Source organism: Metamycoplasma salivarium (assembly GCF_900660445.2).
Lineage (GTDB): Bacteria > Bacillota_I > Bacilli_A > Mycoplasmatales > Metamycoplasmataceae > Metamycoplasma > Metamycoplasma salivarium.
The window spans coordinates 416,432-430,450 of the sequence record NZ_LR214938.2; the positions used below are offsets into that span (position 1 = coordinate 416,432).

Here is a 14,019-nt window from a genome sequence, read left to right on the forward strand (position 1 = left end):
TCCTATAAATTATTTATTTTCTGTAATTATTATCTTTAGCATTGCTTTTACAGCATCATGCAATTTTATTGTGACATAGTGTTGACCAAATGTGTTTAATGTTACAACCTCAATTGAGTTTTTTGGTAATTTAATATTGTGTTTTAATAATTCCTTTTCAATTGCAGTAGTTGTAATTGAACCATGCACTATATTTCCATTTGCTTTTAAAGTAAAATTCAAGGTTATTTTTTCAATTTCTTGTTTTTTGTCATTAGCAAGTTTTACTTGTTCTTCGTAATCTTTTTTTATATTTTCTTTGACACGATCTAAATTTGCCAAAGTTTGCTTATTAATAGGCTGTGCATAACCATTTTTTATCAAAAAGTTTTTAGCATAACCATCTGAAACTTCAATTATTTCATTAACTTTATATTCTTTAAAATTCTTAATTATTATTACTTTCATTTTTCACACTCACGATTGCTTGTTTAATATTGTCAACAAAAACTTCTAATGGTTCCGAACTTTCTGCGGCCGCGGCTCCAAAATGTCCACCACCATTAACTGCTTCTGCAATTACTTGAACATTAGTGTCTAAACCTCTTGCAGATAGTTTATATCTATTTGTACCTTCTAATTTACCAACAACAAAAGCAGCTTTTCTACCTTCCACTCTTAAAATTTCTTCAGCAGCAATTGCAATAATATCATTTGATGCCTCAATATCAGCATAAGATAGAAAATAACCGGGTTTAATTTCTTGCATATTGCTTTTAAGCTGAGCAACTTTGTCATAAATTTCTTCACTCATTTTTAAACTAATTGTTGATTTTTGAGCATCTGCCCCTCATTCTTCTAGCAATGAGCAAGCATAAAATGTTTTCGAAGAAGTATGCTTTTGAAACATACTAGTATCCAAATAAATACCATCTAATAAAAATTGTGCTGCAGTTTTATTTATTTTATTTTTATTGTTTGTTAAGGCAATAATCTCAGTAACTATTTCAGATGCTGAAGATGCTGAAGAGTCAATATATAAATTATTGCTACTTAAAAATGTAGGATTTCTTAAAATCCTATGATGGTCAATAACAAAAATGTTGTTCTTCTTAATATTTTTAAATGCATTTTTGTTTTCAATTCTATTTTCATCAGCAACGTCAGTCAAAATAACTAGGGTGTTATCATCATTCAATTTTGTTGCTTTACGTGCAGAAATAAAAATGTTGTTTCTTAATTCACTTGTGAAAGTATTATTGACCTTACGTGTAGTAGTTTCATCATAAGTCAGATTTTGAATATAAGCTTCTTTGTTATATTCTTTAGATAAAACATAAAGTCCATATGCAGAACCTATTGCATCTAAGTCAGCATTTTTATGTCCATAAATAATTACTCTTGTAATGTCATGTGACATAAGTTTAGTAACTAATCCTTGTGAAATTAATTTGACATTAGTCCTTGAAATATTAATTTTAATTTCAGAAGTTGAACCATAATGTCTAGATTTTGCATCACGTGACATAACGGTTGTTTGATTACCACCACGAGTTTGAGATTGTAACAACGCTTCTTTTGCTAATAAACTTAAAGTGTCAAGTTTATAAATACCATAAGCAAATCCGGCAGATACTGTTATTAAATTATCATTAACAGTTTTCCCATCACCTAATGATTCAAAAACTCTAAAATGTTCTGATTCTAATTTATCCAAAGTTTCTTGATTAGTTATTATAAAATAACGTCCATTTTCATATTGTCTATAAATTAAGTCATATTTTTTAGTTAAATCTTCTAACATGTTTATTACAATCGAATAAACTTTAAAAAGTTCATCTTCAGACATCGATGCTTGGAATAAATTGATGTTATCAATATTAATTTCACCAAACACAACTCTTTGGTTAGTATAGTCACTAATAATGTTGTCTCTAATTGTGACATCTTTAAAAATTGCAAGGTTCTTTTCTAAAATAATATGTACTTCATATTTAAACCCTTTGATTTCAACTTCTAAAGATAAGTTTTCATTATCTCATTTGTCTAAATTTAATAATTCTTTAATATTCTTACCAATAATGTTTTTTGAAAAACGAGTTTCAATAAAATTTGATGTTCAAACAATTGTTCCTTTATCTAAAAACACAATGACACCGATTTGACTTTTGAATAATTCTTTTTCAATAAAATAATTCACGCCATTGTTCGCAAGTAAATTATTTTGCATATATTTTTTAATATTTATCATAGCAATAATTGAAATCGCAACAAGCCAAATTATGTATGAAGAAATTAAAAGCCCTTGATAAATAACGTTTTTAAATGTAAAAATTGCAATGCTAAAAATTAGTGTTGGTAGCAAATATAACAACAATAATTGAATAGCAAGATATATAGATGTTCTATTTTTTTTCATAATATAAATAAAATTATATATTAAATTTAAATATATATGTGCATTGATTATCAATGCAAAAGTAAGTGCAAGATATTAAAAAATACACCAACTCGGTGTATTTAATATATAAAACTTGAGTATTTATTTTTTTTCAATAGTTTTTTTAGTAACTCTCTTAACTGGTTTTTCTTCAGTAGATTCTTTAGAAACTTTGGCTTCATGTTCTTTTTTAGGAGCTGTTTGATCGGCTTCATTTTTTTCAAAATAAGCTTTTCTTGATTCTTTTTTAGCAGCTATAGCAGCAGCTCTAAGTTCATCAAATCTTTTTGGTAATGGGCCAACATAAGGCAAAATACCAACATATCTAGCTCTTTTAATTGCAAGAGATACAGCTCTTTGATGTTTTGCACATGTTCCTGTAATACGTGAAGAAAGAATTTTTCCTTGTAAATTAACTAATTTAACTAAAACAGATTCATCTTTGTAATCAATATAATTATTTGCACTATTTCTATTCAAACAAAATTGGCAAGGACGTCTACGAACAAAAAGTTTTTTAATTCTTTTATGTGCCATGAAATAACCTTTCTATTATCAATCTAATTCATCACCAATAGAATCTGAAGGAGTTATATCTTCAGTAGGTTGTGATGAATTATTTTGAATTTGTGAAGCTTCAGGAATGTTGAATTCTTGACTATTTTTTTTTCTACTTTCAACAACAGCTTTAGATTCTAAAGCTTCAATTCTCTCAACATTAATAGAATAAGTGTTGGTTGGAAGACCATCTTTGCCAGTTATTCTATTTGATTGAAATGAACCTTCAACTTGAACTAAAGAACCCTTGTCTAAATATTTATTTACAAAATCAGCATTATATCTTCAAGCAACACAAGGTATAAAATCAACAATTGGTTCTTGACCTGCAGGTGTTTGATATTGTCTAGGAACTGCTAATGTAAATCTTGCATAATTAACATTTGATGTGGTTTTACCTTCAAATGCTTTACTTGCTAAACGTCCAATTAATAGTACTTTATTCATACATTTCCTTCTTTATTTCAATTATTCTTTGTCAGTTTTTTTTGTAGCTTTAGTAGAAGTTTTTCCAACTTTTTTAGCTGGTTTTTCTTTTTGTTCTATAGTCTTTGTATTGCTTTCAGTTTTAGCAACTTGTTCATTTGAATTTGAAATAGGATTATTTGATCTTGGTGTAAAATGAGGTTTGTTTTTGCTTCAGTTACGATTAGGTCTAATTTTTTTAGGTTTTAAACCTTTTTCTAAATCTAAATTAATTACTAAATATCTTAGAAAATCTTTTTTAATGTTTAGTTTTCTTGTTAATTCAGTAATTAATGAAGGATCAGCCTTAGTGTTACATAAAAAATAATTTGCATGAGTTTCTTTTTTGATTGGATAAGCTAACTCATTGTTTTCAAGTTTTTGAATTTTTAAATCCTTAACTTTTAAAGTTTCGGTTAAAAACTTTTGGACAGTAGCTTCAACTACTTCCATTTTTGTTAAGATTAAAATTTCATAATTTGACATTATTCTCCTTTTGGACTTTTGGGCTTTATAGCCAAGGAGTCTTACCTTCGTTAAAAAATATTATTAGATGTTTTATTAATTAACTTCTTTATTGTACTATATTTCATTAAAAATGTATAAGTTATTATTTATATGTTTGAAAACAATTCTTTAAAATCGGATATTTCATCTTCATACCTTTGAAATTTATTAAATCCAAATTCCAAAAGGTGCCTATAAAAATTAATTCCATTTCTTATATTAAATCTAACTCACTTATATATAAACAAATGTTTTTCATAAATTTGTTTTAAAAAATTTACAAACTTTTTTTCATCAAGAATAAATCTTTCTTTGTATTCTTCTAAATCACTTTTAGTAAGTTTAATACCACGATATATAAATTTATATAATATTTCATGAGCCAGAATTGTAATACCAATTTGGTTCATACCATAAATATAACTCTTAAAATGTTCAATATAATAATTTTCTCTTGCCATTAAAAATTTGTCATCATACTTTTCTTTTTGAAATTCAATAACAAAAAACTCAATTTGTTCAATTTTTATATTATTTTGAGTCATCGCCATAACAAATTTTGAATACAAATGTTTACTATCCCATCTGCCTGAGGTGAATGTCTCTTTATAACTACCAGTTGTTTCTATATCTTGTAGATATTTTTTTATTAATACCCTATGGTTAGAAAACCGTCTTCCAAATGTAGAATTTGTTTTTCCAACATAATATTCATCACCAATTTTAATCAAATAAATTCCTTTATAACTAGAAAATTGTGAATCATATTTTGTACAAATTGAAAAATTCATCTTTGGTCTTTTTTTAAAAGGAACAAAATAATCATCCATATTAATTTCCTCAATCAATTTCTATAACATCATATTTTTTCTTAGTATTTTTCTTAGACAATACTTTAAAAGTGATTTTATCTTGATATTCCAATTTTGAATTAACACGTAATGAGTGATTTAATTGCTTTTCTATTCATTCAGATAGAGTCATTTTTTCTTCATCTTCAGATAATGTTAAATCAAATTCCTCTTCAAATTCAAGTTGTTTTCACAATGTTTTCATTAAAACATTACCACGAGCTCTTGACTTTTCAAGACTTATTTCATATATCATTTCGTCAGTATCATATTCATCATATATTTCACCAACAACTTCTTCAATAATGTCCTCAATTGTAATTATTCCAATTACTTTATCTGAGTTATTGTTTTCAACAACAAAAGCCATTTGTGCTCTTGCTTGTCTCATTTTTTCCAAAGCTAATGAAAGAATTGAATTAGCAGAAACATTAGGAACATTTTTGATATAGTTCATAATATTCCCTTTTTGTAAAAAGAAAATGTCTTTTAAAAGTAAAATTCCAATTAAATTGTCATCTTTCTCAATTGGTAAACGTGAGTAATTTGTTTCTTTAAATTTATCCAATGCTTCTTGCATTGAAGATTGTCAATTAATATAATCAACATTTTTTAATTTAATGTAATGTTGAGAAACTTTAGTTGAATCTAAATCCAAAGCATTTTGTGCCATAGAAGATTCATTTTGTTCTAAAACACCCTCTTCTTTAGCAACTTCTAATAAACTTCTAACATCTTCTTCAGTGTTAGTAATATAAATTTTTTTGCCCATCTTACTAATTGGATAAGTTAGTGGAAAGAAAATTCAATATAATGCTTCAATATATCAATAAAATGTTTTAACAACTCCAACAGGATGTGCTTTTGCTACAAGTTTTGGAATTACTTCAGAAAATAAAACGATTACTGGTGTCATAACGCATGTAGAAATAATAACTTGCATACCGCCTGATAATGCAGTACTACTTAACATATAAGAAAATAAAACAGAAGCTAAAATGTTAACTAAGTTGTTTCCAATTAAGATTGTACTTAATGTACGGTTGAAAAATAAATGATGCTTTTTAATTAATTTCGCACCACGTTCTTTATTATCAACCATTGTCTCGATTTTTGCTGGACTTAACGTTGTATAAGCTGTTTCACAAGAAGAAAAAATTGCACTTAAAACTAACAATGCTAATAAAGCGATTGTTCCTCATATATATTTAATCTGTAAGGGATCCATTAATAAATATCTCCATAAAGTATTAATTAAATACTAATAATCCAAATTATATAAGATAAATACTTTTTTCTTTATATAATCATATTATGTTTAAATTTGAAGATATACATTTAATAGAATTACCTGATGAAAGACTTAGAGAAAAGTCACAAGACCTTAAATTACCACTTTCTGAAGAAGATAAAAACTTGATTGAGAAAATGATTTTCCATGTAAATGATAGTCAAGAACCTGAAACAAAATTTAGACCAGCAGTTGGTGTTGCAGCAGTCCAATATGGAATATTAAAAAATGTGTTTTATATTCTTATCAAAGATGATAATGACAAAGTTATTTTTTCAGATGCATTAATTAATCCTAAAATGATAGGACATTCTGAAGTTAAATTATCTTTAAAAGAAGGTGAAGGGTGTTTAAGTGTTAATGAAAATTATCCAAAACAAGAAGGATATGTTTTTCGTTACAACCGTGTCATCATCAAAGCTTATTCATATTTTGAAAAGAAAGAAAAAAGATATGATCTTTCAGGTTATTCTGCAATTGTAGCACAACATGAATATGATCATTTACAAGGCAAATTATTTATTGACCACATCAACTTAAAACATCCTTGAGATTTGCCAGGAGATGTAGAGATATTAGAATAGATATTTTTAATTTGCCACTAATTTTACTGTTTTAGTTCTAATAAATTCGCCTTTATCATTAGGGACTGTAAAATAACGTCAATAGACGTATTTTTTGCCATTTTCTTTTATATTTTCATTTGCTAACAAAAATGGTTTATAACTAAATGTAATTTCGTTTTTATCCTTATCATAGGATAAATTTGAAATTTCAAAAGGAAAGAAATTAACTTTTTGTTCTTTAAAATTATTAAGAAAAATTTGTTGAAATAATTCACTTCTAATTCACAAATCATTAATTGCATTTATTTCCTTAATATATTTTTCAATTGATTTAGTTTTATCAATGGGAGTAAATGAAAGCTTTGTGCCAAAAAAAACACTTTCAAGTGCATATAATCTTTTTTTGTCATTGTCAGTTACCTTATATTCATTTTTAGAATTAGGCAAAAAGTTTTTTAGTTCAACATTTTTCAAAACTTTATATTCTTTTTTATTTTGTTTATTAACAAACAAACAATCAAGACAAATTGAATTATTAACAGTATTATGAATAACATTATGAATTTCAAGATCATACTCATCACTTTTTAAGTTTTTAAAATCTAATTGTTTTAAAAATGATGTCTCGTTCCATTTTTTATTAAAAATTAATTCATGTATAGTACTTTTAATATCAACATCTAACTTTTTATTTTTATCATAAAAAATTCATTCATCTTGTGCTTGTTTATTAATTAAAAGCTTTGGATTTCAATATCTATAATCACTATTTGTTGTTTTTTTTATAGTTAGTGCGATAGTAAGAACTGCTGCAACTCCAACTATAGCTAAACCTCAAAAGAGTCCTGCTTTAATTTTCTTTTTTTTCTCATGAGACATTTCATTATTCTTTGGTTTTATCTCATTATCAATATCAATTGAGCTAATTTCAGATTTTTCGTTATTATTTTCAGTCATTATAATACCTAATTGTTATCACTTATATTCATTAACATTGTTGCAATCTTGTCACAAACAATCTTTCAATTTAAATCAGAAATTGCAAAAATAGGATATTGTTTTGTGATTAAAAACCTTAGTCCATCTTTAAATAATAAATATTTATCATATTGTTTTTGATAATCTAGTGTGTCAAAGACAAGTCCTATTTCCAATTTATTATTCAACTTATTAAATATTGCAATATCAATATTTTTAGTACCTATTGAATAATCAAAAGTAATTGAAAAATTATCTCCAATGTTTAGTTTTTCAATATAATCAATGATTTTTTGTTTTAAGTCTTCTTCATTTTTAATCTTGTCATCATTGTTTTCTTTAGAATTTGATTTAATCAAGTAACTCTTTTGTTCTTGCTCTGATAAATCTAAAAACCTTAATCAATCTTTAAATAAAATCATATCTGAAGAAGATTTTTCATCTATTTTTACATCATCAGCATTAATAGATTTAATAACAATGATTTTTTCTTTAGCTCTTGAAATGGCAACGTTTAAGGCATTCTTTCCACCTTTTCTTGTTACATAAGCACCATACAAAGAAGTAGTATGATCATAAACAACTGACATAATAACTAAATCTGCTTCATCACCTTGAATGTTTTCAATATTTTTGATAGTTAGTTGATCACTATGCAACGCTTCTTCTAAAATAGGTTCATTTGTAAAAATTTTGTTATATAAAAATTCTTGTTGTTTAACATTAAACACCAATGCAATAATTTTTTTGTAATGTAAATTTTGTTTAATAAGTTGGATTAGTTTATCAACTTCTTCTTTGTTAATTCCATTATCTCAAACACCATTAGTTTGAAAAACCTCAATACTTTTTTCATTTTTATTAACAATACTATAATCATCAATTACATCAAGTTTTGAATCGTAAAAATGTTTTGAACTAAACGTCATTAAAGAAGCATATTTTGAACGATAGTTTTTGTCTAATAATATTGAATAAACACCACGTGCAGATGCATAATCTAATAAAGATTCTATGCTTCCAAAATCTTCGGTTTCTTCATTGTTATAAGATGCAGAAAATCATCTTGTTGGTTGCATTTGTTTATTATCACCAGCTAATATTTTTCTTTTTGCTAAATATAAAATTGGAATACCTTTTTCGATGAATATTTGACTTGATTCATCTAAAATTGCATAATCAAATTCATTTTTATCTCAAATTGAAAGATCAACTTCAGGTGTTGTAACAATCACAGGAAATAAATATTTAATCATTTCCTTATGACGATGGAAAAACTTAAATGGTCTTAAATGTGCGGTTCTTATAGCCATTGCAAATGCAGTATATTGTCTTTTTTGTTCTTCGGTAAAGTTATGCATTTTTTCAACAGTTTTTTTAAGAAACATTCTTGATAATTTCAAATCATCATTTATATTGATAGTTTTATAAGAAAGTTGTTCTTTAAAAAATGAATTAATTCTAACAAAATCATCATATGAAATATTGCTAAATCCACTAATTAAATTATCTAAATCATAGTTAAGTAAATCTCTATTTTGGTTTAAATACAAAGCTGCTTTTTTAATTGCTGCAGGATAGATAGTAAATATATAAGGTTTTTTGTGAAAATTTACTTCATATAAGTGTTTTTTTAGATTTTTTGTGTCTCTTAGTCTTGGTATATCATAACGTAAATTTCTGTCTAATAAGTTTAACTTATCAAATGTTTCAACAGTTAGATTTTTATCAAATGCATATGAATAAAATTTAACAATATCTTCTAAATTATGAAGTGAAAGTAAATATTCAATGTTATCTACATAATGTTTGTCTTTCTCACTAAATACTTCAATAGCGTCTTCAGTACTATCAACCTTATAGTTTTCAACTAAATAAATAAATTCTTTTAGAGGTTTATAAAAAGTTTCATTTCTCATACTTTTGTCATTTAATGCAAATAAGCAAAAAATAGACATTTTCTTTAGTCTCTTTTTTAAAACATCTAATGCAGCTTTCTTTTGTGAAACAACTAATGCAGTATACCCTCTTGCAATTATATTTACAATTAGATTACTAATTGTTTGAGATTTTCCCGTTCCTGGAGGTCCTCAAATAATTGTATCTTGATATAGTGAAGAAACAGTTGCACAGTCTTGTGAATAATTTGTGTTTTGAATTTTAAATAATCTAAACATTTTGTCAAAAATAACAGAACGTATTTTTTCTTTATATTTATTCTTGTCAAAATCAGGATTTAATATATCTTCAAATTCATTATTGTCAACAATTTTCTTTAATTGATTTCATAAATAACCCGAAGAAACATTAAAAAATCCAAGTACCATTCCAGGCACAAATTTAATTGATTTATTAGCTATATCTTCTTGCTTTGTTGCTGGAATTTTTGCACAAAAGTTTTCAGGGATTTCATATAAAGTGTTTCAACTTTTACTAAAAAAAGAAGCAATATTTGCAATTGACATATTTGAGAAATCAAAAGCGTCAATATCTAATGCAAAATCTTCTTGATTTAAAAAAGTTATTAATTTTTCATTTAATTTAATGTCTGAAGTTGAATATAAATAAGCCAATGAATTTTTAATTTCAATGTTAACTTCTTTAAAAAACAAGGGAGCAAAAATGTTTTTCTTTTCTGTTTTAATAGTCACTATAAAAAAACCAACGTGTAAGGGTCAAATATTACTTTCAGTATTAATAGAATTAGCTTTGTTAATTAATTTTTTTCATTTAATAATTGATTTTTGTTGTTCTAATTCTAAGATGTCAATTAATTCTTTTTTCTTACTTCCAAATTGATTATCTTCAAATGGTTTTTCATTATTTTGTTTTACATATTCATTGTAAATTTTTCTTATTTCGTTAATGTCTTTGCTATTTTTAACTCTTTGAATCAATTCACGATTTGCATTGTCTGATAAAAGCAAATTTAAATCGAAATTGTTGTAAATTTTTGAGAATATTTTTTCACCAAAATATGAATAAATATCAAAAAAGTTTTGATTGTCGATAGAAAAAAATAAAGAGCTATCAAAAGATTCAATATTTAGCAAATTATTTAATAGTCCTTGATATTTATTATTTGCCATTCTTTATTTCCTTATCAATCTTTTCAGCAATATATTTTGCATTATTTCCAACAACTAATGATACCCCATAACTATTTAATGCAATTCCTGAAATACCATTTAGTTTTTTAAGCTCCTCAATATTCAATTTAGTTTTATCTTTATATTTAATTCTTAGAACTTTTTGTGAAGTACTATGTGAATCAGATGAAGTTTCGATAATATTTTCATAACCACCTAAAAAACTAATAAAATGCTCAAAATTAAAAGGAATTCTTTTATCAACAGTTAAATAATCTTTCTTATTTGATTGTTTATATTTTCTTCAATATAACAAAATAAAACCTAAAGTAATGATTATTAAAAACACATATAAAAATTTTTGTTTACCACTCATTTTTACTCCAATAAAGTATGTGACTCTCGTTTTTTGCTTTGATATAGTTTATTTATTAAATATTATTATATAATTAAATAAATTTTTAGAAACCTATACAAATTTAATGAAATGATAAGAATAAGGAAGCTAAAATGTTAAACAAAAAAACCTTATTAAGTGGAATTACAGCAACGGGAAAATTAACTTTAGGTAACTATATTGGTGCTATAAAAAATATGGTAAAACTACAAGATGAATACAATAGTTTTGTTTTTATTGCTGATTTGCATGCATTAACCTTACCTATTGATCCTAAGATTTTGGAACAAAACCGCCACAATATTTATGCTATTTATTTAGCTTGCGGTTTAGATCCTAATAAAACAACGATTTTTTTTCAATCTGATGTTATGGAACATGGACTTATGAATTGACTTATCATCAACAACACAACGATTGGTGAATTGTCACGTATGACACAATTTAAAGATAAATCACAAAAAGTTAAATCAGCTAATGGAATGGACACAATACCTACAGGACTCTTGATGTATCCAACATTAATGGTTGCTGATATTATGTTATATGATGCCGATTTAGTTCCTGTTGGAATTGACCAAAAACAACATGTTGAATTAACGAGAAATATCACACAACGAATAAACAATAAATACAAATTAGACTTCAAAATACCTGAACCTTATATTCCAAATGTTGGCAATAAAATTATGTCTTTGACAGACCCAACTAAAAAAATGTCTAAATCAGATACAAATGAGAAATCCTCAATTTATTTATTAGATAATCCAGGTGAAGCTTATAAAAAAATTATTAAATGTGTGACTGACTCTGAAGGAAAAATTTATGCATCGCCTGATAAACCAGGAATCACAAACTTATTAAATATTTATAGTGCTTTAAAAGAAATTTCATTAAAAGATACAGAAACGTATTTTAAAAATAAAAACTACAAAGAATTAAAAGCAGAAGTTGCGCAAACAGTAAAAGAATTTCTTCAAAATATACAAACCAGATATCAACAATTTTTACCGCTTGTTGATAAATTAAGTAAAGAAGGAGCAATTAAAGCAGCTAAAGTTGCTAAAGCAAACCTATTAAAATTAATGAAAGGTATGGGACTTAATAATGAAAAGTAATCCTAAATTAAACCATTCTGCAAGTCATTTATTGGCTGCAGCTATTCTAAAATTATATCCAAACACTAAACTTGCAATAGGCCCCGCAATTGAAGAAGGATTTTATTATGATTTTGAATTTGAAAATCCTTTATTAGAAAGTGATCTACCCAAAATTGAAAAAATGATGCATAAAATTGCAGAACAAAATTATGATGTTAAAAAAATAGATCATTATCAATATGATTTTTCATCACAACCTTTTAAGCAAGAACTTTATGATGATTTTGTTAAAGAAAATAAAACAATAACTTATTATGGCTTTGTTCACCCAAAAACTAATGAAAATATCTTTACTGATTTATGTGCAGGAAATCATATTCAAAATACTAAAGAATTAAGACATTTTAAATTAATTTCATTAGCTGGTGCTTATTGAAAAGGTGACGCTAAAAATAAAATGTTAACAAGAATTTATGGAACTTGTTGAGAAACTAAAGATGAGCTTGACAAATACTTGCAAATTTTAGAAGATCGTAAAGAAAGAGATCACCGTAAAATTGGCAAAAATTTAAATTTGTTTACATTTAACTTGCTTTGTGGTCAAGGTTTTCCTATTTGACTAGAAGATGGTATGAAAATTCATAATGCAATTAGAGATTATGTTTTGAAATTAGACAAAAAATATGGCTTTGTTGAAGTATTGACCCCACATTTTGGTGAAAAGAAACTTTATGAAATTAGTGGACACTGAGTTCATTATCAAGATACAATGTTTAATCCACTAAAAATGGATAATGAATTATTAGTCCCTCGTCCTATGACTTGCCCTCATCACATTATGCTTTTTGACGCAACAAGACGTTCATATCGTGAACTTCCAATTAGATATTCTGAACAATCGAGATTATATCGTTATGAAAAATCTGGAGCTTTAACAGGTCTTGAACGTGTAAGGGCTATGGATTTAACAGAAGGCCATATATTCGCAAGGCAAGATCAAATCAAATCTGAATTTAAACATTTATACAAAATGATTTTGCAAGCTTTAAAAGATTTTAATATTGAAATTGACCACGTTTCTTTATCATTAAGAGACCTTAATGACACTGAAAAATTCTTTAAAAATGATGATATGTGGAATAATGCTGAAAATGATTTGCGCGAAGTTTTAAAAGAATTAAAAATTAAATATAAAGAATTTATTGGTGAAGCTGCATTTTATGGACCTAAAATTGACTTTCAAGTTAGAACCTCATTAAACAAAATTATTACTATGTCAACTTTACAACTTGATTTCTTGTTACCTAGCCGTTTTGAACTTAAATATGTTGATGAAAATGGCAAACAACAAATGCCTGTTTTAATCCATAGGGGATTAATTGGAACATACGAAAGATTTATTGCAACTTTATTAGAACAAACAAAAGGTAATTTACCTTATTGATTAAGTCCAAGACAAGTAACTATTATTCCAATTAGCGATGATCAAAATGATTATTGTCAAAAACTTTATGAAAAATTATTAGATAAAGATATTAATGTTAATGTTGATTTAAGAAACGAAAGAATCAATAAAAAAATTAGAGATGCTCAACTTTTAAAAACAAAATATTTAATTATTATTGGAAAAAACGAAATTGAAAATAATGTTTTAGCAATTAGAGAATATGGTTCTGAAAAAACCGAAACTATGACATTACCTAAATTCTTATCATTAACTAAAAAACTTATTAAAAATCACAAATAATACAAAACAAAAAGTCTCCTTACCTTTTACTATTAAAGTAGGAGATTTTTT

General features: G+C 25.8%; 12 protein-coding genes and 1 pseudogene. 3 read left to right on the top strand and 10 right to left on the bottom strand.

From position 1 onward, the window contains the following. Nucleotides 1–9 precede the first annotated feature (9 nt). The 7 genes and pseudogenes from rplI to EXC60_RS01935 form a co-directional block, all read right to left on the bottom strand. Entirely contained in the window at nucleotides 10–447 is a 438-nt protein-coding gene (rplI, locus tag EXC60_RS01905; RefSeq protein WP_024544341.1) for a 50S ribosomal protein L9, read from the bottom strand. Next, complete coding sequence (locus tag EXC60_RS01910; RefSeq protein ID WP_024544342.1) at nucleotides 428–2,398, bottom strand: GGDEF domain-containing protein; 1,971 nt, start codon at nucleotides 2,396–2,398, stop codon at nucleotides 428–430. Before EXC60_RS01910 ends, rplI begins: the two co-directional genes overlap by 20 nt. Nucleotides 2,399–2,716: 318 nt before the next feature. Then, nucleotides 2,717–2,956, bottom strand: a pseudogene (gene rpsR, locus EXC60_RS07040) (30S ribosomal protein S18); the annotation flags it as partial. A gap of 15 nt (nucleotides 2,957–2,971) precedes the next feature. Further along, a complete protein-coding gene (locus EXC60_RS01920) occupies nucleotides 2,972–3,424 on the bottom strand; it encodes a single-stranded DNA-binding protein (protein ID WP_024544344.1) in 453 nt (150 codons plus the stop codon). A 21-nt stretch (nucleotides 3,425–3,445) separates the two neighbouring features. Next, entirely contained in the window at nucleotides 3,446–3,928 is a 483-nt protein-coding gene (gene rpsF, locus EXC60_RS01925; RefSeq protein ID WP_024544345.1) for a 30S ribosomal protein S6, read from the bottom strand. 128 nt (nucleotides 3,929–4,056) lie between these two features. Next, nucleotides 4,057–4,779: a hypothetical protein gene (locus EXC60_RS01930; RefSeq protein ID WP_024544346.1), complete on the bottom strand. Its 723-nt coding sequence runs from the start codon at nucleotides 4,777–4,779 to the stop codon at nucleotides 4,057–4,059. Nucleotide 4,780: 1 nt separating this feature from the next. Continuing rightward, on the bottom strand, nucleotides 4,781–6,028 hold the full coding sequence (locus EXC60_RS01935; protein WP_024544347.1) for a CNNM domain-containing protein: 1,248 nt from the start codon (nucleotides 6,026–6,028) through the stop codon (nucleotides 4,781–4,783). A gap of 86 nt (nucleotides 6,029–6,114) precedes the next feature. Between EXC60_RS01935 and def the strand changes: the two genes are divergently transcribed. Then, entirely contained in the window at nucleotides 6,115–6,675 is a 561-nt protein-coding gene (def, locus tag EXC60_RS01940) for a peptide deformylase (RefSeq protein ID WP_024544348.1), read from the top strand. Between the two features lie 6 nt (nucleotides 6,676–6,681). Here the strand turns inward: def and EXC60_RS06495 are convergent, their stop codons facing one another. The 3 genes from EXC60_RS06495 to EXC60_RS06500 are packed head-to-tail and all read right to left on the bottom strand — an operon-like array spanning nucleotide 6,682 to nucleotide 11,100. Continuing rightward, complete coding sequence (locus tag EXC60_RS06495; protein ID WP_029670629.1) at nucleotides 6,682–7,614, bottom strand: hypothetical protein; 933 nt, start codon at nucleotides 7,612–7,614, stop codon at nucleotides 6,682–6,684. An 8-nt stretch (nucleotides 7,615–7,622) separates the two neighbouring features. Continuing rightward, entirely contained in the window at nucleotides 7,623–10,724 is a 3,102-nt protein-coding gene (locus EXC60_RS01950) for a DEAD/DEAH box helicase (RefSeq protein ID WP_129619903.1), read from the bottom strand. Next, nucleotides 10,714–11,100, bottom strand: coding sequence for a PTS sugar transporter subunit IIB (locus EXC60_RS06500; RefSeq protein ID WP_024543802.1), 387 nt, complete (start codon nucleotides 11,098–11,100; stop codon nucleotides 10,714–10,716). Before EXC60_RS06500 ends, EXC60_RS01950 begins: the two co-directional genes overlap by 11 nt. A 134-nt stretch (nucleotides 11,101–11,234) precedes the next feature. On the opposite strand from EXC60_RS06500, the gene trpS reads away from it, so the two are divergent. Then, entirely contained in the window at nucleotides 11,235–12,239 is a 1,005-nt protein-coding gene (gene trpS, locus EXC60_RS01960; RefSeq protein ID WP_029670523.1) for a tryptophan--tRNA ligase, read from the top strand. Further along, nucleotides 12,229–13,968: a threonine--tRNA ligase gene (thrS, locus tag EXC60_RS01965; RefSeq protein ID WP_024543804.1), complete on the top strand. Its 1,740-nt coding sequence runs from the start codon at nucleotides 12,229–12,231 to the stop codon at nucleotides 13,966–13,968. The genes trpS and thrS overlap by 11 nt, the downstream gene beginning before the upstream one ends. Nucleotides 13,969–14,019 lie beyond the last annotated feature (51 nt).